Here is a 19,254-nt window from a genome sequence, read left to right as displayed (position 1 = left end):
TTGCCGCGCTATGTGCTGATGTTTTGTGATTAAAGTCACATTACAGTAATGCAAATTAGTAAGTAGTTTTCATTAACTGTGATGAATGTCGAAGTGTAGCAGCGGGTGAATGTTACAATAGTAACAGACTCGCAAGGTGAACAAACTATTGAACCGGCACTGCGCCGGCGGAGTATGAAATGACTGATTTAAAAGCAAGCAGCCTGCGCGCGTTAAAACTGATGGACCTGACCACCCTGAACGACGACGACACCAATGAGAAGGTGATTGCCCTGTGTCATCAGGCGAAAACCCCGGTGGGTAACACCGCGGCGGTCTGCATCTATCCGCGCTTCATCCCGATTGCCCGTAAGACGCTGAACGAGCAGGGAACGCCGGAGATCCGCATCGCTACGGTCACCAACTTCCCGCACGGTAATGACGATATCGACATTGCGCTGGCGGAAACCCGCGCGGCGATCGCTTACGGCGCCGATGAAGTGGACGTGGTGTTCCCGTACCGCGCGCTGATTGCCGGTAACGAGCAGGTCGGCTTCGAGCTGGTGAAAGCCTGTAAAGAGGCCTGCGCGGCGGCCAACGTGCTGCTGAAAGTGATCATCGAAACCGGTGAGCTGAAAGAAGAAGCGCTGATCCGTAAAGCGTCTGAAATCTCTATCAAAGCCGGGGCCGATTTCATCAAAACCTCGACCGGTAAAGTGCCGGTGAATGCTACGCCGGAAAGCGCGCGCATCATGATGGAAGTCATCCGCGATATGGGCGTTGAGAAAACCGTTGGCTTCAAACCGGCGGGCGGCGTGCGCAGCGCGGAAGATGCGCAGCAGTTCCTGGCGATCGCCGATGAGCTGTTTGGCGCCGACTGGGCCGATGCCCGTCACTACCGCTTTGGTGCCTCCAGCCTGCTGGCCAGCCTGTTGAAAGCCCTGGGTCACGGCGACGGCAAGAGCGCCAGCAGCTACTGATTGTCAGACATTGCCGGATGACGCTTCGCTTATCCGGCCTACAGGATCGTAGGGCGGGTAAGCGTAGCGCCACCCGCCACCATTCACCCGATTCCTCATGGGGGTTACCGTGTTTCTCGCACAAGAAATTATTCGTAAAAAACGTGATGGTCAGGCATTAAGCGATGAAGAGATCCGCTTTTTCATCAACGGCATCCGCGACAATACTATCTCAGAAGGGCAGATCGCCGCGCTGGCGATGACCATCTTCTTCCACGATATGTCTATGCCGGAGCGCGTTTCGCTGACCATGGCGATGCGGGATTCCGGTACCGTTCTGGACTGGAAAAGCCTCAACCTTAACGGCCCGATCGTCGATAAACACTCCACCGGCGGCGTCGGGGATGTCACTTCGCTGATGCTGGGGCCGATGGTGGCCGCCTGCGGCGGTTATGTGCCGATGATTTCCGGCCGCGGACTCGGCCATACCGGCGGTACCCTGGATAAACTGGAAGCGATCCCGGGCTTTGATATCTTCCCGGACGACAACCGCTTCCGCGAGATTATTAAAGATGTCGGCGTGGCGATTATCGGGCAGACCAGCTCCCTCGCTCCGGCGGACAAACGTTTCTATGCCACCCGCGATATTACCGCGACGGTGGACTCCATTCCGCTGATCACCGCCTCGATCCTTGCCAAGAAGCTGGCGGAAGGGCTGGATGCGCTGGTGATGGACGTCAAAGTCGGCAGCGGCGCGTTTATGCCGACTTATGAACTTTCCGCCGCGCTGGCGGAAGCGATCGTCGGGGTCGCCAACGGCGCCGGCGTGCGCACCACCGCGCTGCTGACCGATATGAACCAGGTGCTGGCTTCCAGCGCCGGGAACGCCGTTGAAGTTCGCGAAGCGGTCCAGTTCCTGACCGGCGAATACCGCAACCCGCGTCTGTTCGACGTGACGATGGCGCTGTGTGTAGAGATGCTGATTTCCGGCAAGCTGGCGGCGGACGATGCCGACGCGCGCGCGAAGCTGCAGGCGGTACTGGATAACGGTAAAGCGGCGGAAGTCTTTGGCCGTATGGTCGCGGCGCAGAAAGGACCGAGCGACTTTGTCGAGAATTATGATCATTATCTGCCGACGGCGATGCTGAGCAAAGCAGTCTATGCTGATACCGAAGGTTTTGTCAGCGCGATGGATACTCGCGCGCTGGGTATGGCAGTGGTTTCTATGGGCGGCGGCCGCCGTCAGGCTTCAGACACCATTGACTATAGCGTTGGCTTTACCGAGATGGCGCGTCTGGGTGACCGCGTGGACGGACAGCGTCCGCTGGCGGTGATCCATGCCAAAGACGAGAACAGCTGGCAGGAGGCCGCGAAAGCGGTCAAAGCGGCCATTAAACTGGACGATAAAGCTCCGGAAATTACACCGACAGTCTATCGCCGTATCACCGAATAGCGATATACTGATCTGATCGCTTTTTTGCAGCGCAAGATGTATGGAGAACAAGATGAAACGTGCATTTATCATGGTGCTGGACTCCTTTGGGATTGGCGCAACGGAAGACGCAGACCGCTTTGGCGACGTCGGCGCCGATACCCTGGGCCACATTGCGGAAGCCTGCGCCAAAGGCGAGGCTGACCACGGCCGCAAAGGCCCGCTGAATTTACCGAACCTGACCCGTCTGGGGCTGGTGAAAGCGCATGAAGGCTCTACCGGTAAAATTGCCGCCGGAATGAATGGCAATGCCGAAGTGATTGGCGCCTGGGCCTGGGCGCATGAACTCTCTTCTGGTAAAGATACGCCGTCCGGCCACTGGGAAATCGCCGGCGTGCCGGTGCTGTTTGACTGGGGCTACTTCAGCGATCATGAAAACAGCTTCCCGCAGGAGCTGCTGGATAAGCTAGTGAAACGCGCCAACCTGCCGGGCTACCTCGGCAACTGCCACTCTTCCGGGACGGTGATCCTCGATCAGCTCGGCGAAGAGCATATGAAAACCGGGAAACCGATTTTCTATACCTCCGCTGACTCCGTGTTCCAGATCGCCTGTCACGAAGAGACCTTTGGCCTCGACAAGCTGTATGAGCTGTGCGAAATCGCCCGTGAAGAGCTGACCGAAGGCGGCTACAACATTGGCCGCGTCATCGCTCGTCCGTTTATCGGCGATAAAGCCGGTAACTTCCAGCGTACCGGCAACCGTCACGATCTGGCGGTCGAACCGCCGGCGCCGACCGTGCTGCAGAAGCTGGTTGACGAGAAGAACGGCCACGTGGTGTCTGTCGGTAAGATAGCGGACATCTACGCAAACTGCGGCATCACCAAAAAAGTGAAAGCCACCGGTCTGGACGCGCTGTTCGACGCGACCATCAAAGAGATGAAGGAAGCCGGCGACGAGACTATCGTCTTCACCAACTTCGTCGACTTTGACTCCTCTTGGGGTCACCGTCGCGATGTCGCCGGCTACGCGGCGGGTCTGGAACTGTTCGACCGCCGTCTGCCGGAGCTGATGGAGCTGGTAGGGGAAGACGACATCCTGATCCTCACCGCCGACCACGGCTGCGACCCGACCTGGACCGGTACCGACCACACCCGCGAGCATATTCCGGTGCTGGTGTACGGCCCGAAAGTGAAACCAGGATCGTTAGGCCACCGCGAAACTTTCGCGGACATCGGCCAGACGTTGGCGACATACTTTGGTACCTCGCCAATGGCGTACGGTAAAAACATGCTGTGATGCAATTGCCCGGTGGCGCTCAGCGATCCGGGCCTACGGTTTTGTCGGCCGGGTCAGGCGTAGCCGCCGCCCGGCAAAAACAACAATGTAAAAGGAACTGAAGATGGCAACTCCTCACATTAACGCAGAAATGGGCGATTTCGCCGACGTAGTCTTGATGCCGGGCGACCCGCTGCGCGCCAAGCACATTGCAGAAACCTTTCTCGAAGACGTGCGTGAAGTGAACAACGTGCGCGGCATGCTGGGCTTCACCGGCACCTATAAAGGCCGCAAAATCTCCGTCATGGGCCACGGGATGGGTATTCCGTCCTGCTCTATCTACACCAAAGAGCTGATCACCGATTTCGGCGTCAAGAAAATCATCCGCGTCGGCTCCTGCGGCGCGGTGCGCGAAGACGTCAAACTGCGCGACGTGGTGATCGGTATGGGCGCCTGCACCGACTCCAAAGTGAACCGTCTGCGTTTTAAAGACCACGACTTCGCGGCGATTGCCGATTTCGGCATGGTGCGTAACGCGGTAGACGCGGCGAAAGCGCTGGGCGTTGACGCGCGCGTCGGCAACATCTTCTCTGCAGACCTGTTCTATACCCCGGACCCGTCCATGTTCGACGTGATGGAAAAATACGGCATCCTGGGCGTGGAAATGGAAGCGGCGGGTATCTACGGCGTGGCGGCGGAATTCGGGGCGAAAGCGCTGACCATCTGCACCGTGTCTGACCATATTCGTACCCACGAGCAGACCACTGCCGCAGAGCGTCAGACCACGTTCAACGACATGATTAAAATCGCGCTGGAATCCGTGCTGCTGGGCGATAAAGAGTAAAAGCTGTTGTGCCGGGCGGCGGCTTCGCCTGACCCGGCCTGCGGTTTTCCAGGCCCGCTAAGCGCTACGCCAGCGGGCTTTTTTTAGCGTACCGCGCCGGCAATCCACACCGACAGCGCTTTGAGTTCCGCTTCCTGCTCCGGGAAGTCCTCCATTAGCGCCTCACACTGCTGCTGCAAAACCTCAGCCCGATACTGACAGCCGATTAAGCGTTCCGCCAGCGCCTCCAGCGGCGCCGGATTCAGGCTATCGGTAAAGGCCTGCGCGCGGGTGATATGGCCCTTCTCAACGTCAAAATGCAGCTCGACGCCGCCCCAGGGGAAGCGCTCGTCCAGCAGGTGGGAAAAGGCAGGCGCCTGGCCGAAGTTCCACTCCCAGCTGCTCTGGCGAGCGAAAGTGTCGGCAAAGTTCGGCAGGTCCGGCGTGTTGTCCGGGGAGATCACCTCGGCGTCTACCCGTTCGCCGTAATGGCTGAAGAACGCCTCCTGGATCGCCTCGCAAACTTGCTGATGGGTAATGCCCGGCAGCAGCTCAACCAGGTTCGCCACCCGCCCGCGCACCGAGGTAATGCCTTTAGCCTGCAGCTTTTTCTGGTCCGGGTTGAGGTAGTTGGCGAGACGGCTTAGATCGGCGTTGAGCAGCAGGGTGCCGTGGTGAAAACCGCGGTCCATGGTTTCACGATAGGCGGAGCCGGAGACTTTGCGGTCGCCGCTGTCGGTTTTGACCACCAGATCGTTGCGCCCGGAGGCGTCGGCGGTTACGCCAAGTGAATTGAGCGCCGCCAGCACAATAGCGGTGGAGACAGTTTTGTCGTACTCCGGTTTGCCTGCCATAAAGGTAAAGCAGGTATTGCCGAGGTCGTGGAATACCGCGCCGCCGCCGCTGCTGCGACGGGCCAGCCGCACATGATCTTCCTCCATGCGGCGGGTATTACACTCCTTCCACGGGTTCTGCGCGCGGCCGATGACCACGGTATCGGCATTGCGCCACAGGAACAGCACCCGCTGGGTGGCGGGCATCTGGCGGAAAATGCACTCCTCGACCGCCAGGTTGAACCACGGATCGTAAGAGTCAGAAAGCAGGAGGCGCAGTGTGGACATTATAGATTTCCTTTCTTTTCATCGTCTTCATCCTCAACCGGCTTGTTGGCGGTGAGCAGGAAGGGCGATTGCTGCCAGCGGGTGCGTTTGCCCTGCAGCAGCGTGCGGGTCAGTACCACGCCGATGGCCAGGGACAGCAACAGCATCAGGCGTAAGATATTGGTGGTATTATCCACCTGCTTCGCCTCGGTCGCCAGCGTATGGGTATCGAGGGTCAGACGCAGGTAGCCCAGCGGACCGTTTTTTCCCGGCACCGGCTCGACAATCTGCTGGTTGAAGTAGCCGCCGGCTTTCTTACCATCCAGCGCCAGCCGGTCGCGAACCTCGACGCTTTCGCCAGAGCGCGCCACCAGGTCGCCCTGGTCGTCATATACCCCGGCGTCCAGTACGCGGCTGTTGTGGGTGAGCTGCGTCAACAGCTGATTGATGCGCTTTTCGTCCGGCGTCTCGCTGCGCATCAGCGGCGCAAGATTCAGCACCACCTGCTGCGCCAGCGTGCGGGCCAGCTCTTCCAGCTGCGGATTGCGTTGTTTCTGACTGTTCTGACTGAACCACGAGGCGCCCTGCATCAGCGCGACGAGCAGGGCGAGACAGATAAGGACAATGACCGCACGATGCAGCCGGAATTTCAGTTTTGCGCGAACCATATTCCACCTTTGAAAATTTGCAGCTTAATGTTGCCAGAAGCGCTGGTTACAAGGTAGCCTCATGCGTTATTTTCCTCGCCTGAATGAAGAGATGTGGAGCCGTAATGCCTAACAGTTTGACCTGGTGCGACCTGCCTGAAGACGTTTCCCTGTGGCCTGGGTTGCCGCTTTCCCTGAGCGGTGACGAGGTCATGCCGCTGGATTATCACGCCGGGCGCAGCGGCTGGCTGCTGTACGGGCGTGGGCTGGATAAACGCCGTCTGACGGACTGGCAGCGTGAGCTGGGCGCCGCGTTAGTGATCGTCGCCTCCTGGGTGGTCGAGGATTACCAGGTGATCCGCCTGGCCGGTTCGCTGACCCCCCGTGCGACGCGGCTGGCGCATGAGGCGGGGCTGGACGTCGCGCCATTGGGTAAAATCCCTCATCTGCGCACCCCGGGACTGCTGGTGATGGATATGGACTCCACGGCGATCCAGATCGAATGCATCGATGAGATCGCGAAACTGGCCGGCACCGGCGAGCTGGTGTCGGAAGTGACCGAGCGGGCGATGCGCGGGGAGCTGGACTTCACCGCCAGCCTGCGCCAGCGCGTGGCGACGCTGAAAGACGCTGATGCCAGCATTCTGCTGCAGGTTCGCGACGCGCTGCCGCTGATGCCGGGCCTGGCGCAGCTGGTGCTCAAGCTGGAAACGCTGGGCTGGAAGGTGGCGATCGCCTCCGGCGGCTTCACCTTCTTCGCCGAGTATCTGCGCGATAAGCTGCATCTCGACGCGGTGTTCGCCAACGAACTGGAGATCCGCGACGGCAAGCTCACCGGCAACGTGCTCGGCGATATCGTCGATGCCAAATACAAAGCCAATACGCTGCGCAAGCTGGCGGAAAAGTATGCGATCCCAACGGCGCAGACCGTGGCCATCGGCGATGGCGCCAACGACCTGCCGATGATTAAGGCTGCCGGGCTTGGCATCGCGTATCATGCTAAGCCTAAAGTGAATGAACAGGCGGAAGTGACTATCCGCCACGCTGACCTGATGGGGGTATTCTGTATTCTCTCGGGCAGCATGAACCAAAAGTAAGAGGTAAACGTGGCGAAAGCTCCAAAACGCGCATTTGTCTGTAATGAATGTGGTGCGGATTACCCGCGCTGGCAGGGGCAGTGCAGCGCCTGCCATGCCTGGAATACCATCACCGAGATGCGCATCGCCGCGTCGCCGCAGGTGGCGAGAAACGAGCGTTTGTCAGGCTACGCCGGTCACGCCGGCGTCTCGAAGGTGCAGAAGCTGTCAGACATCAGCCTGGAGGCGCTGCCGCGTTTCTCCACCGGGTTTAAAGAGTTCGACCGCGTACTCGGCGGCGGCGTGGTGCCGGGCAGCGCGATCCTGATTGGCGGTAACCCCGGCGCGGGGAAATCGACGCTGCTGCTGCAGACGTTGTGCAAGCTGGCGGAAGGGATGAAAACCCTGTACGTCACCGGGGAGGAGTCCCTTCAGCAGGTGGCGATGCGCGCCCATCGCCTTGGGCTGCCGACGGCGAACCTGAACATGCTGTCGGAAACCAGCATTGAGCAGATCTGTCAGATTGCCGAGGAAGAAAAACCGCAGCTGATGGTGATCGACTCTATCCAGGTGATGCATATGGCCGACGTTCAGTCGTCGCCGGGCAGCGTCGCCCAGGTACGTGAAACGGCGGCCTACCTGACGCGCTTTGCCAAAACACGCGGCGTGGCGATCGTCATGGTCGGCCACGTCACCAAAGACGGTTCGCTGGCCGGCCCGAAGGTGCTGGAGCACTGTATTGACTGCTCGGTGCTGCTGGACGGCGATGCCGACTCCCGCTTCCGCACTCTGCGCAGCCACAAAAACCGCTTTGGCGCGGTGAACGAGCTGGGCGTCTTCGCTATGACCGAGCAGGGGCTGCGCGAAGTGAGCAACCCATCCGCTATCTTCCTCAGCCGGGGAGATGAAATCACCTCCGGCAGCTCGGTGATGGTGGTCTGGGAAGGGACCCGCCCGCTGCTGGTGGAGATCCAGGCGCTGGTGGATCACTCGATGATGTCCAACCCGCGCCGCGTGGCGGTGGGGCTGGAACAGAACCGTCTGGCGATCCTGCTGGCGGTGCTGCATCGCCACGGCGGCCTGCAGATGGCCGATCAGGACGTTTTCGTCAACGTGGTCGGTGGGGTGAAGGTCACGGAAACCAGCGCCGATCTGGCGCTGCTGCTGGCGATGGTCTCCAGCTTGCGCGATCGCCCGCTGCCGCAGGACCTGGTGGTCTTTGGCGAAGTGGGGTTGGCTGGCGAAATTCGCCCGGTGCCGAGCGGACAGGAGCGTATCTCCGAAGCGGCGAAGCATGGCTTCCGCCGCGCCATCGTCCCGGCGGCCAATGTGCCGAAAAAAGTGCCGGAAGGCATGCAAATCTTTGGTGTGAAAAAGCTTTCAGACGCGCTAAGCGTTTTTGACGACTTATAATAAGTTAAAAGGAGATTAGCGATGTCGTCATTTGACTATTTAAAAAGCGCCATAAAGCAGAAAGGCTGTACCCTGCAGCAGGTGGCGGAAGCCAGCGGGATGACCAAAGGGTATCTCAGCCAACTGTTGAATGCCAAAATCAAAAGCCCGAGCGCGCAGAAGCTAGAAGCGCTGCATCGTTTCCTCGGGCTGGAGTTTCCCCGCCGACAGAAAAGCGTCGGCGTGGTGTTTGGTAAATTTTACCCGCTGCATACCGGGCACATCTATTTGATTCAACGCGCCTGTAGCCAGGTCGATGAGCTGCATATCATCATGGGCTATGACGACACTCGCGACCGCGAGCTGTTTGAAGAGAGCGCCATGTCACAGCAGCCGACGGTGCCTGACCGCCTGCGCTGGCTGCTACAAACCTTTAAATATCAGAAGAATATTCGCATCCATGCCTTCAATGAAGAGGGGATGGAACCCTATCCGCACGGCTGGGATGTGTGGAGTCATGGGATCCGCGCTTTTATGAGCGAAAAAGGGATCGAGCCGAACCGGATCTATACCTCGGAAGAGGCCGATGCGCCGCAGTACCTTGAGCATCTGGGGATCGAGACGGTGCTTATCGATCCTAAGCGGACCTTTATGAATATTAGCGGCGGCCAGATCCGCGAGAACCCGTTCCGTTACTGGGAATATATTCCGACGGAAGTGAAACCGTTCTTTGTGCGGACGGTGGCGATCCTCGGCGGCGAGTCGAGCGGGAAATCAACGCTGGTCAATAAGCTTGCCAATATCTTCAATACCACCAGCGCCTGGGAATATGGCCGGGATTATGTCTTTTCGCATCTCGGCGGCGATGAGATGGCGCTCCAGTATTCGGATTACGATAAAATAGCCCTCGGGCATGCCCAGTATATTGATTTCGCAGTGAAATATGCCAACAAGGTGGCGTTTATCGATACCGACTTCGTCAGCACTCAGGCGTTCTGCCTGAAGTACGAGGGGCGAGAGCACCCGTTCGTGCAGGCGCTGATTGATGAATACCGCTTCGATCTGGTGATCCTGCTGGAGAACAATACCCCGTGGGTGGCCGATGGGTTACGCAGCCTTGGGAGTTCGGTGGATCGTAAAGAGTTTCAGTCGCTGCTGGTGTCGCTGCTGAAAGAGAATGAGATCGAGTTCGTCCATGTTAAGGAGTCGGACTACGATACGCGCTTCCTGCGCTGCGTCGAGCTGGTGAAGCAGCTGATGGGGGAGCAGGGGTAGATCCTCTGCGGGCTGATGCCCTCACCCCGGCCCTCTCCCGGTGGGAGAGGGAGCAAACATTAAAAAAGGCAACTTGCGTTGCCTTTTTGCATTTTATTTTGAGATACGTTTGTACTTGATTCGCTTCGGCTCCAGCGCGTCGGCGCCGAGGGTGCGTTTCTTGTACTCTTCGTACTCGGTAAAGTTACCTTCAAAGAACTCCACCTTACCTTCATCCTGGTAATCCAGAATGTGGGTGGCGATACGGTCAAGGAACCAACGGTCGTGCGAGATAACCATCGCGCAGCCCGGGAACTCCAGCAGGGCGTTTTCCAGCGCGCGCAGGGTTTCGATATCCAGGTCGTTGGTCGGTTCATCGAGCAGCAGTACGTTACCGCCAACCTGCAGCAGCTTCGCCAGGTGCAGACGACCGCGTTCACCGCCGGACAGTTCGCCAACGCGTTTGCCCTGGTCTACGCCTTTGAAGTTAAAGCGGCCCACGTAGGCGCGGCTCGGCATCTCGGTGTTGCCGATCTTCATGATATCCAGGCCACCGGAGACCTCTTCCCACACGGTCTTGCTGTTGTCCATCGCGTCGCGGAACTGATCGACGGAGGCCAGCTTAACGGTTTCGCCTAGGGTGATGGTGCCGGAATCTGGCTGTTCCTGGCCGGACATCATGCGGAACAGCGTTGATTTACCCGCGCCGTTCGGGCCGATGATGCCGACGATAGCGCCCTTCGGTACCGAGAAGCTCAGATCGTCGATCAGCACGCGGTCGCCGTAGGATTTACGCAAGTTGCTGACTTCCAGAACTTTATCGCCCAGACGCGCGCCTGGCGGAATGAACAGTTCGTTGGTCTCGTTACGTTTCTGGTATTCAACGTTGTTGAGCTCTTCAAAGCGCGCCAGACGGGCTTTGCCCTTGGACTGACGGCCTTTCGCGCCCTGGCGAACCCACTCGAGCTCTTTCTCGATGGATTTGCGACGCGCGGCTTCCTGAGAGGCTTCCTGCGCCAGACGCTGATCTTTCTGCTCCAGCCAGGAGGAGTAGTTGCCTTCCCACGGAATACCTTCGCCGCGGTCAAGTTCGAGGATCCAACCGGCGACGTTATCGAGGAAGTAACGGTCGTGGGTAATTGCCACCACGGTGCCTTCGAAGTCGTGCAGGAAGCGTTCCAGCCAGGCGACGGACTCGGCGTCCAGGTGGTTGGTCGGTTCGTCGAGCAGCAGCATGTCTGGTTTTTCCAGCAGCAGGCGGCACAGCGCGACGCGGCGGCGTTCACCACCGGAAAGATTGGCGATTTTCGCATCCCAGTCCGGCAGGCGCAGGGCGTCGGCCGCGCGCTCCAGCTGTACGTTCAGATTGTGGCCGTCGTGCGCCTGGATAATCTCTTCGAACTTACCTTGCTGTGCGGCAAGCTTATCGAAGTCTGCATCCGGCTCGGCGTATTTGGCATAGACTTCGTCCAGACCCTTCAGCGCGTTAACCACTTCGGCGACCGCTTCTTCAACGGACTCGCGCACGGTGTGCTCCGGGTTGAGCTGCGGCTCCTGCGGCAGGTAGCCGATTTTAATGCCAGGCTGTGGACGCGCTTCACCTTCGATCTCGGTGTCGATACCGGCCATGATGCGCAGCAGGGTAGATTTACCGGCGCCGTTCAGACCGAGCACACCGATTTTTGCGCCAGGGAAAAAGCTGAGGGAGATATTTTTCAAAATATGACGTTTCGGCGGAACCACTTTGCCGACACGATGCATGGTATAAACGAATTGAGCCACGTTGGACTTCGCCTCTTTCTATTTTGATAGATAGTTCAAAGCCGAAGTGTAGCCTTTTTCGCGCGCTAATCCCAGCGAGGCGACAGGATTCACAGAAGCGTAAAAAAATGTTCAGGACATGGCGCGTTTAGCGTTGTCTGATTAGCATAAGTAAAGCCGCCTGCCGAACCGGCAGGGGCTTTTAAGCGGCACGATGCTGCGAAAATGCACCTGAAAGAGGAAGAGCTTGTGGAAAAAGCCAAAAAAATGGCGTGGCATCTTTTGGCTGCCAGCGTTGGTCTGTTGGCGTTGAGTCAGCTGGCGCATGCGGATTCACTGGATGAACAGCGCAGCCGCTACGCACAAATTAAGCAGGCGTGGGATAACCGGCAGATGGATGTGGTTGACCAGCTGATGCCCACGTTAAGCACCTATCCCCTGTATCCCTATTTGCAGTACCGGCAGATTACCGACGATCTGATGAACCAGCCGGCGCTGGTGGTGAAAAACTTTATTGACGCCAACCCGACGCTGCCCCCCGCGCGTTCATTACGTTCGCGCTTCGTGAATGAACTGGCCCGGCGCAGCGACTGGCGCGGCTTGCTGGCGTTTAGTCCCGATAAGCCGACCAGCACCGAGGCGCAGTGCAACTACTACTACGCCAAACTGAGCGTGGGGCAGTCGCAGGAGGCCTGGAGCGGAGCGAAAGACCTCTGGCTGACGGGCAAGAACCAGCCCGGCGCCTGTGAACCGCTGTTCAGCGCCTGGCGCGACTCCGGCCAGCAGGATCCGCTGGCTTATCTCGAACGGATCCGCCTGGCGATGAAGGCCGGCAATATCGGGCTGGTGAAATCGCTGGCCCAGCAGATGCCCGCCAACTACCAGAGCATCGCCAGCGCCGTGGTCGCTCTGGCTAACGATCCTAACAGCGTCCTGACCTTTGCCCGCACCACCGGGGCGACGGACTTTACCCGCCAGATGGCCGCCGTCGCCTTCGCCAGCGTCGCCCGTCAGGATGTGGAAAATGCCCGTTTGATGATCCCTTCGCTGGTGCAGGCCCAGCAGCTCAATGAGGATCAGACCCAGGAGCTACGCGATATTGTCGCCTGGCGCCTGATGGGGAACGATGTGACCGAAGAGCAGGCCATCTGGCGCGACGATGCGATTATGCGATCGCAGTCCACGCCGCTGGTGGAGCGGCGGGTGCGGATGGCGCTGGGGACGGGCGATCGCCATGGCCTGAATACCTGGCTGGCGCGCCTGCCGATGGAGGCGAAAGAGAAAGACGAATGGCGCTACTGGCAGGCGGATCTGTTGCTGGAGCGCGGCAGGGACGAGGAGGCGCAGGCGATCCTCCGGTCGTTGATGCAGCAGCGCGGTTTCTACCCGATGGTCGCCGCACAGCGTCTCGGCGAGGAGTATACCTTCCGCATCGATAAAGCGACTGGCACGCTCGATCCGGCGCTGGCTTCCGGTCCGGAGATGGCCCGGGTACGCGAGCTGATGTACTGGAATATGGATAACACCGCGCGCACCGAATGGGCGAATCTGGTCACCAGCCGCACGAAATCTCAGCAGGCGCAGCTGGCGCGCTATGCCTTCGATCAGCACTGGTGGGATCTGAGCGTCCAGGCGACGATCGCCGGCAAGCTGTGGGATCAGCTGGAGGAGCGCTTCCCGCTGGCCTATAACGATCTGTTTGCCCGCTATATCAGCGGTAAAGATATTCCGCAGAGCTACGCGATGGCCATTGCCCGCCAGGAGAGCGCCTGGAACCCGAAAGTGCGCTCGCCGGTCGGCGCCAGCGGGCTGATGCAGATTATGCCGGGCACCGCGACGCATACCGTCAGCATGTTCCGCATTCCCGGCTACAGCGGCCCGTCGCAGCTATTGGATCCGGAAACCAACATCAACATCGGCACCAGCTATCTGCAGTACGTTTACCAGCAGTTCGGCAATAACCGCATCTACGCCTCGGCGGCCTATAACGCCGGGCCGGGTCGGGTACGCACCTGGCAGGGGAACAGCGCCGGACGGATCGACGCCGTGGCGTTTGTCGAGAGTATTCCGTTCTCGGAAACCCGCGGCTACGTGAAGAATGTCCTCTCCTATGACGCCTACTACCGCTACTTTATGGGACAGCAGGATAAGCTCTTCAGCGATGCGGAGTGGCGGCAGCGTTACTGATCGCCGGGAAGTATGTTATGCTTTGTACTCGTTGAAGAGTACATTCGACGGGCAGCGTAAGCTGCCCGTCTCAATATGGTGGCGCGATATGACCCAACAATCTCCCTATTCCGCGGCCGTTGCCGAACAACGTCATCAGGAGTGGCTGCGCTTTGTGGCGCTGCTACAGCAGGCCTATGCGCAGGATCTGCATTTGCCGCTGCTGCAGCTAATGCTAACCCCTGATGAGCGCGAAGCGCTGGGAACCCGGGTGCGCATTATCGAAGAGCTGCTGCGCGGCGAGATGAGCCAGCGCGAGCTGAAAAATGAGCTCGGCGCCGGCATTGCGACCATTACCCGCGGGTCGAACAGCCTGAAGTCGGCGCCGGTTGAGCTGCGCCAGTGGCTGGAGCAGACGCTGCTGGCTAGCGATAAATAGCGTTGTGGAACGGGCTTAACGCCAGCACGACCGCCTGATGGTAAACGCTGCTGCGGGTTAATTTGCCGCCGGTGAAAACCCCAATCGCCCCCTCTTTACGACCGATCTGATCGATGCCGGTATACTGCGACATGACCGGCCCGAGGGCTTCGCCAGCGCGAACCTGCTCAAGAATAACGTCAGGCAACGGCAGCGTGGCTGAGCGCGCTTCTCCGCGCTGGCTGGCGCTTTCGATGACCACCCAGCTAAAGGTACTGCCATCGTCAATTCCGGCTTCGATGGCGACCCAGAAATCGGCATGGGGCTGGGCGAGGCGCGCATTGGCGACGCGATTTCGTGCGCCAGCGCGCGTTTCCTCGCTGCCGAAGGGCTGTTCCGGCACGCCGCTCTCGACGGATACGGACTCAATGTGGCAGGATCCTTCGCCGAAAATCTCGTCAAAAGCCTGCAGAATTGCCTGAATTTTGGCGGGATTAGTGGTCGCTGAGACAACATGGTGCATAATCAAAACAACTCAGAATAAACTAACGTCATCGCAGTATACTCTAAATCACCCCCAGGGCAGGCGGTAATGCCCGAAAGCGGTCGATAACGAGTTCAGAACGGAAAAAAAGCATGTTACAGGTATACCTTGTTCGCCACGGTGAAACGCAGTGGAACGCCGAGCGACGTATTCAGGGTCAGTCCGACAGCCCGCTGACCGCACACGGTGAGCGCCAGGCCTGGCAGGTTGGCGAGCGCGCCAGAACGCTGGGGATCACCCATATCATTACCAGCGATCTGGGACGAACCCGCCGCACAGCAGAGATTATCGCCGAAGCCTGCGGCTGCAGCGTGATCGCCGATGCGCGCCTGCGCGAGCTGGATATGGGGGTGCTGGAGAAGCGCCATATCGACTCGCTCAGCGAAGAAGAAGAGGGCTGGCGCCGCCAGCTGGTCAACGGCACGCCGGATGGTCGTATTCCTCAGGGCGAATCGATGCAGGAGCTTAGCGAACGCATGCATGCGGCGCTGGCAGCCTGTCTGGAATTACCGGCCGGTAGTCGACCGCTGCTGGTGAGTCATGGTATCGCGCTGGGCTGCCTGGTGAGCACGATTTTAGGGCTGCCGGCGTACGCAGAGCGTCGTCTGCGCCTGCGCAACTGCTCTATCTCGCGCGTCGATTATCAGCAGAGCCCGTGGCTGGCTTCCGGCTGGGTGGTGGAAACGGCGGGCGACGTCTCGCATCTTGACGCCCCCGCGATGGACGAGCTGCAGCGTTAGCGGCGGATCGGGATCAGATATTCGCAGCGCAACTGAATCGGCGTGGCCTGATCCCGGCTTTCATCTTCAGGATAGAAGCGTTCAATATCCAGCCCCTTGCGACGCGTCAGGTTCAGCATCGGCATGCAGGTGCCGTAGACCGTCAGGATGAATTCCTGCAGGCCGGTACCCAGCCCTTCATACGTAAACATGACATACTCGCCGCCCTCCAGCGTCACCGGATGGGCGTTCTGCAGGTGGCCGTTAGCCATCTCCGGCGTCAGCGCGGTGGTATAGAACACTTCCTGTTCATCGTCTTTCTCCAGGCTCGGACGCGGTTCATGCAGCCCATAGAGCACCGGGGGGATCGACGGCGAGTTGCCGAGGAAATCGCGCCAGAACTGGACCCGCATCTGGTTGCGGAAGTCGGAGATTTCCTCCAGCTTACAGGTATAGCTCTGGGTTACCCCCAGCAGTTGAGTCGTGGGCAGGGCGACAAATTCATGTTTCGGCAGGGTAAACTCGCCAAGACGCAGCGGCGGACGCATACCGAACGAGCTCCAGTCCGGCGAGCGGCGGTAGAGCGCCGGCGTCAGCGAGAACTGCTTCTTAAACGCCCGGGTGAAGGTCTGCTGGGAGTCGAAACGGTACTGCAGCGCAATATCAAGGATTGGACGGGCGGTAAGGCGTAATGCGACAGCTGATTTCGACAACCGGCGCGCGCGAATATAGGCACCGATGGCATGGCCGGTGACATCCTTAAACATTCGCTGCAAATGCCACTTGGAATAACCCGCCTTCGCCGCCACATTGTCCAGAGAAAGCGGCTGATCCAGGTGACCTTCCAGCCAGCTAAGGAGATCGCGAATAATCCCTGCTTGATCCATAAAATGTCCCCATCCTTAAACACAGGTGCCTGATATTAAAGTAGCGGATAATAGCATTTTTTGATGTTTTAGCATTCAGTGTTTTTTTTGCTTTTAAATGCGGTAGGTCCGTGGATCTGAACGAGAATTTTGTAAAGCTGTGATCTATAAACCTTTTCCGCAAAGTGCGTGATAATCACTCAGCTATATTTTTTAAGAATGGTAACAATATGAAATACAAGAAGTTTGCGATGGGCCTGCTGCTGCTGGCCGGCTGCCAGGTTGCTCAGGCGGAGCAGATTGGTTCCGTGGATACGGTCTTCAAATGGTTAGGGCCGGATCACAAAATTGTCGTCGAAGCCTTTGACGATCCGGATGTGCAGAACGTGACCTGCTATATCAGCCGGGCGAAGACCGGCGGGATCAAAGGCGGACTGGGTCTGGCGGAAGATACCTCTGACGCGGCCATCTCCTGCCAGCAGGTCGGGCCGATTGAGCTGACGGACAAAATCAAAAATGGCAAAAGCCAGGGCGACGTGGTGTTCCAGAAGCGCACCTCGCTAGTGTTTAAAAAGCTACAGGTCGTTCGCTTCTATGATGCGAAACGCAATGCGCTGGTCTACCTGACCTATTCGGATAAAGTGGTTGATGGTTCGCCGAAGAACGCCATCAGCGCCGTGCCGATTATGCCCTGGAATAAATAAACGGGAGCGCGCATGCAGCAGCCACGGATTTGGTTAGTTGAGGATGAACAGAGTATCGCCGATACCCTGGTTTATATGCTCCAGCAGGAGGGCTTCCAGGTCACCGTCTTTGACCGCGGGTTGCCCGCGCTGGAGGCGGCGGCGCATCAGGCGCCCGATGTGGCCATCCTCGACGTCGGCTTGCCGGATATCAGCGGCTTCGAGCTCTGTCGGCGCCTGCTGACGCGCTTTCCGGCGCTGCCGGTGCTGTTTCTGACGGCGCGGAGCGACGAGGTCGATAAGCTGCTGGGGCTGGAAATCGGCGCTGACGATTACATCGCCAAGCCGTTTTCGCCGCGCGAAGTCTGCGCGCGGGTGCGCAGCGTGCTGCGGCGGCTGCAAAAATTCGCCGCGCCTTCGTCGGTAGTTCGCGTCGGCGAGTTTGTGCTTGACGAGCAGGCGGCGTCGATAAGCTGGTTCGGCCAGCCGCTGAACCTGACGCGCTATGAATTTCTGCTGTTGAAAACGCTGCTTCACGCGCCCGGTCGCGTCTTCTCCCGCCAGCAGCTGATGGAGCTGGTGTGGAGCGATGCCTGGGAAAGCCTCGACCGCACCGTCGACACCCACATCAAAACCCTGCGCGCTAAACTGCGGGTCGTTAATCCTGAGGTGGCGCCAATCAATACCCATCGCGGGATGGGCTACAGCCTGGGGCGCGGCTGATGCGCATCGGCATGCGCCTGCTGCTGGGCTATTTTCTTATCGTCGCGATCGCCGCGTGGTTTGTACTGTCGATCTTTGTCCAGGAAGTGAAGCCGGGCGTGCGCCGGGCGACGGAGGGGACCCTCAACGATACCGCCACCCTGCTGGCGGCGCTGGCGCGTGAGGACCTGCTGGCGGCAAACCCGCAGCAGGGCAGGCTGGCGCAGGCCTTTCACCAGCTCAACCAGCAGCGGCTCAACGCCAATATTGGCGGAATTAAAAAGGTGCGGAATGAGTACCGCGTCTATCTGACCGATGCCCGGGGTAAGGTGGTGTTTGACTCGAGCGGAGAGGCGACAGGACAGGACTATTCACGCTGGAACGACGTCTGGCTCACCCTGCGCGGCCAGTACGGCGCGCGCAGTACGCGCAGCGATCCGCATGATGAAGCCAGCTCGGTGATGTATATCGCCGCGCCGGTGATGGATAAGGGGCGGATTATCGGCGTGCTGAGCGTCGGTAAACCCAACCTGGCGATGACGCCGGTCATTCAGCGCAGCGAGCGGAGGATCCTTTGGGCCGGCGGCGCTCTGCTGGGCATTGCCCTGTTGATTGGCTGCGGCGTCGTCTGGTGGATCAATTTCTCTATCGGCAAGCTGGTGCGCTATGCGGACTCGGTGACAGCTGACCGCCCGCTGCCGCTGCCGGAGGTCGGCAGCAGCGAACTGCGTAAGCTGGCCCAGGCGCTGGAGAGCATGCGGGTGAAGCTCGAAGGCAAAAACGCCATCGAAAACTATGTCTATGACCTGACTCACGAGCTGAAAAGTCCGCTGGCGGCCATCCGCGGTGCGGCGGAGATCCTGCGCGAAGAGCCGCCGCCTGCGGTGGCGGCGCGGTTTACTGAGAATATCCTCACGCAAAATACTCGCATGCAGCTGTTGGTGGAGCGGTTGCTCCAGCAGGCGCGACTGGAAAGCCGGCTGGAAATAAAGCCGCAGCCGGTGTCGATAGATGCGCTATACCAACGCCTGGCGGAAGAGCGCGACATCGCCCTGGCGGCGAAAGCCATCACCCTGCGCTGGCAGGAGAGTGGGATGCTGGTCAATGGCGATGGCGAACTGCTGTCCCAGGCGCTGGGCAATCTGCTCGACAACGCGATTGATTTTACCCCCCAGGGGGGCGAGATCGCCCTGGCAGTAGAGAAACGAAATGCAGAGGTGCGACTGAGCGTAACGGATAACGGATGCGGTATTCCGGAGTATGCCCTGACGCGGATCTTTGATCGGTTCTACTCGCTGCCGCGTGAAGACGACCATAAGAGCAGCGGCCTTGGGCTGGCCTTTGTTCGTGAAGTCGCGCGCCTGCATCACGGCGATATCCGTCTACACAATCGGCCCGAAGGCGGCGTGGTCGCCACGCTGAGACTTCACCGTCCCTTCACATAGCTTCAAATTCCC

18 protein-coding genes are annotated in these 19,254 nt (G+C 59.2%); 13 read left to right on the top strand and 5 right to left on the bottom strand.

From position 1 onward, the window contains the following. The first annotated feature begins 179 nt into the window (after positions 1 to 179). The 4 genes from deoC (at position 180) to deoD (ending at position 4,490) form a co-directional block, all read left to right on the top strand. A complete protein-coding gene (deoC, locus tag ABLV52_RS12480) occupies positions 180 to 959 on the top strand; it encodes a deoxyribose-phosphate aldolase (RefSeq protein WP_032452384.1) in 780 nt (259 codons plus the stop codon). A 109-nt stretch (positions 960 to 1,068) separates the two neighbouring features. After that, on the top strand, positions 1,069 to 2,391 hold the full coding sequence (gene deoA, locus ABLV52_RS12475) for a thymidine phosphorylase (RefSeq protein ID WP_032429093.1): 1,323 nt from the start codon (positions 1,069 to 1,071) through the stop codon (positions 2,389 to 2,391). A 52-nt stretch (positions 2,392 to 2,443) separates the two neighbouring features. Beyond that, entirely contained in the window at positions 2,444 to 3,667 is a 1,224-nt protein-coding gene (gene deoB, locus ABLV52_RS12470; protein ID WP_072421116.1) for a phosphopentomutase, read from the top strand. 103 nt (positions 3,668 to 3,770) lie between these two features. Further along, positions 3,771 to 4,490 carry a purine-nucleoside phosphorylase gene (deoD, locus tag ABLV52_RS12465; RefSeq protein ID WP_002887789.1) on the top strand — a complete coding sequence of 240 codons (720 nt, stop codon included), beginning with the start codon at positions 3,771 to 3,773 and terminating at the stop codon, positions 4,488 to 4,490. Positions 4,491 to 4,573: 83 nt separating this feature from the next. Here the strand turns inward: deoD and lplA are convergent, their stop codons facing one another. Continuing rightward, positions 4,574 to 5,590: a lipoate--protein ligase LplA gene (gene lplA / locus ABLV52_RS12460; protein WP_032452385.1), complete on the bottom strand. Its 1,017-nt coding sequence runs from the start codon at positions 5,588 to 5,590 to the stop codon at positions 4,574 to 4,576. Beyond that, complete coding sequence (locus tag ABLV52_RS12455) at positions 5,590 to 6,237, bottom strand: YtjB family periplasmic protein (RefSeq protein WP_023291897.1); 648 nt, start codon at positions 6,235 to 6,237, stop codon at positions 5,590 to 5,592. Before ABLV52_RS12455 ends, lplA begins: the two co-directional genes overlap by 1 nt. Before the next feature lie 104 nt (positions 6,238 to 6,341). On the opposite strand from ABLV52_RS12455, the gene serB reads away from it, so the two are divergent. The 3 genes from serB to nadR are packed head-to-tail and all read left to right on the top strand — an operon-like array spanning position 6,342 to position 9,959. Further along, entirely contained in the window at positions 6,342 to 7,313 is a 972-nt protein-coding gene (gene serB / locus ABLV52_RS12450; RefSeq protein ID WP_023291898.1) for a phosphoserine phosphatase, read from the top strand. A gap of 9 nt (positions 7,314 to 7,322) precedes the next feature. After that, positions 7,323 to 8,705: a DNA repair protein RadA gene (gene radA / locus ABLV52_RS12445; RefSeq protein ID WP_023291899.1), complete on the top strand. Its 1,383-nt coding sequence runs from the start codon at positions 7,323 to 7,325 to the stop codon at positions 8,703 to 8,705. A 21-nt stretch (positions 8,706 to 8,726) separates the two neighbouring features. Next, on the top strand, positions 8,727 to 9,959 hold the full coding sequence (nadR, locus tag ABLV52_RS12440) for a multifunctional transcriptional regulator/nicotinamide-nucleotide adenylyltransferase/ribosylnicotinamide kinase NadR (RefSeq protein WP_004886547.1): 1,233 nt from the start codon (positions 8,727 to 8,729) through the stop codon (positions 9,957 to 9,959). A gap of 93 nt (positions 9,960 to 10,052) precedes the next feature. On the opposite strand, the gene ettA is transcribed toward nadR, so the two are convergent. Next, complete coding sequence (gene ettA, locus ABLV52_RS12435) at positions 10,053 to 11,720, bottom strand: energy-dependent translational throttle protein EttA (protein WP_023291900.1); 1,668 nt, start codon at positions 11,718 to 11,720, stop codon at positions 10,053 to 10,055. 228 nt (positions 11,721 to 11,948) lie between these two features. Here ettA and sltY point away from each other — a divergent pair, with 228 nt between their 5' ends. Continuing rightward, positions 11,949 to 13,886, top strand: a complete 1,938-nt coding sequence (sltY, locus tag ABLV52_RS12430) for a murein transglycosylase (protein ID WP_044525328.1) — start codon at positions 11,949 to 11,951, stop codon at positions 13,884 to 13,886. Positions 13,887 to 13,974: 88 nt separating this feature from the next. Next, positions 13,975 to 14,304 carry a trp operon repressor gene (trpR, locus tag ABLV52_RS12425; protein ID WP_004204213.1) on the top strand — a complete coding sequence of 110 codons (330 nt, stop codon included), beginning with the start codon at positions 13,975 to 13,977 and terminating at the stop codon, positions 14,302 to 14,304. Here trpR and yjjX read toward each other — a convergent pair. Further along, positions 14,291 to 14,806, bottom strand: a complete 516-nt coding sequence (gene yjjX / locus ABLV52_RS12420; protein ID WP_032452387.1) for an inosine/xanthosine triphosphatase — start codon at positions 14,804 to 14,806, stop codon at positions 14,291 to 14,293. The two genes, trpR and yjjX, sit on opposite strands and share 14 nt — an antisense overlap. Before the next feature lie 113 nt (positions 14,807 to 14,919). Here yjjX and gpmB point away from each other — a divergent pair, with 113 nt between their 5' ends. Next, on the top strand, positions 14,920 to 15,567 hold the full coding sequence (gene gpmB / locus ABLV52_RS12415) for a 2,3-diphosphoglycerate-dependent phosphoglycerate mutase GpmB (RefSeq protein WP_004204216.1): 648 nt from the start codon (positions 14,920 to 14,922) through the stop codon (positions 15,565 to 15,567). Here gpmB and robA read toward each other — a convergent pair. Next, positions 15,564 to 16,433 (bottom strand): MDR efflux pump AcrAB transcriptional activator RobA, encoded by an 870-nt coding sequence (gene robA, locus ABLV52_RS12410; protein ID WP_004204217.1) that lies wholly within the window; start codon positions 16,431 to 16,433, stop codon positions 15,564 to 15,566. The two genes, gpmB and robA, sit on opposite strands and share 4 nt — an antisense overlap. Before the next feature lie 209 nt (positions 16,434 to 16,642). Here robA and creA point away from each other — a divergent pair, with 209 nt between their 5' ends. The 3 genes from creA to creC are packed head-to-tail and all read left to right on the top strand — an operon-like array spanning position 16,643 to position 19,242. Continuing rightward, a complete protein-coding gene (creA, locus tag ABLV52_RS12405) occupies positions 16,643 to 17,116 on the top strand; it encodes a protein CreA (protein WP_009309170.1) in 474 nt (157 codons plus the stop codon). A 12-nt stretch (positions 17,117 to 17,128) separates the two neighbouring features. Further along, positions 17,129 to 17,818 (top strand): two-component system response regulator CreB, encoded by a 690-nt coding sequence (creB, locus tag ABLV52_RS12400; protein WP_023291904.1) that lies wholly within the window; start codon positions 17,129 to 17,131, stop codon positions 17,816 to 17,818. Beyond that, positions 17,818 to 19,242 carry a two-component system sensor histidine kinase CreC gene (gene creC / locus ABLV52_RS12395; protein WP_348890445.1) on the top strand — a complete coding sequence of 475 codons (1,425 nt, stop codon included), beginning with the start codon at positions 17,818 to 17,820 and terminating at the stop codon, positions 19,240 to 19,242. Before creB ends, creC begins: the two co-directional genes overlap by 1 nt. The last annotated feature ends 12 nt before the right edge of the window (positions 19,243 to 19,254 follow it).

Origin of the sequence: Klebsiella sp. GB_Kp056, from assembly GCF_040064755.1 — a bacterium.
In the GTDB taxonomy this organism is placed as follows: domain Bacteria; phylum Pseudomonadota; class Gammaproteobacteria; order Enterobacterales; family Enterobacteriaceae; genus Klebsiella; species Klebsiella quasipneumoniae.
This window is presented reverse-complemented; position numbering and strand designations above follow the sequence as displayed.

Bases quoted from the DNA above. Each gene is read 5' to 3' on its own strand.
- trpR (WP_004204213.1), top strand. From the start codon at position 13,975: ATGACCCAACAATCTCCCTATTCCGCGGCCGTTGCCGAACAACGTCAT.
- deoB (WP_072421116.1), top strand. From the start codon at position 2,444: ATGAAACGTGCATTTATCATGGTGCTGGACTCCTTTGGGATTGGCGCA.
- ABLV52_RS12455 (WP_023291897.1), bottom strand. From the start codon at position 6,237: ATGGTTCGCGCAAAACTGAAATTCCGGCTGCATCGTGCGGTCATTGTC.
- creB (WP_023291904.1), top strand. From the start codon at position 17,129: ATGCAGCAGCCACGGATTTGGTTAGTTGAGGATGAACAGAGTATCGCC.
- lplA (WP_032452385.1), bottom strand. From the start codon at position 5,590: ATGTCCACACTGCGCCTCCTGCTTTCTGACTCTTACGATCCGTGGTTC.
- nadR (WP_004886547.1), top strand. From the start codon at position 8,727: ATGTCGTCATTTGACTATTTAAAAAGCGCCATAAAGCAGAAAGGCTGT.
- creA (WP_009309170.1), top strand. From the start codon at position 16,643: ATGAAATACAAGAAGTTTGCGATGGGCCTGCTGCTGCTGGCCGGCTGC.
- serB (WP_023291898.1), top strand. From the start codon at position 6,342: ATGCCTAACAGTTTGACCTGGTGCGACCTGCCTGAAGACGTTTCCCTG.
- gpmB (WP_004204216.1), top strand. From the start codon at position 14,920: ATGTTACAGGTATACCTTGTTCGCCACGGTGAAACGCAGTGGAACGCC.
- robA (WP_004204217.1), bottom strand. From the start codon at position 16,433: ATGGATCAAGCAGGGATTATTCGCGATCTCCTTAGCTGGCTGGAAGGT.
- yjjX (WP_032452387.1), bottom strand. From the start codon at position 14,806: ATGCACCATGTTGTCTCAGCGACCACTAATCCCGCCAAAATTCAGGCA.
- creC (WP_348890445.1), top strand. From the start codon at position 17,818: ATGCGCATCGGCATGCGCCTGCTGCTGGGCTATTTTCTTATCGTCGCG.
- deoC (WP_032452384.1), top strand. From the start codon at position 180: ATGACTGATTTAAAAGCAAGCAGCCTGCGCGCGTTAAAACTGATGGAC.
- deoD (WP_002887789.1), top strand. From the start codon at position 3,771: ATGGCAACTCCTCACATTAACGCAGAAATGGGCGATTTCGCCGACGTA.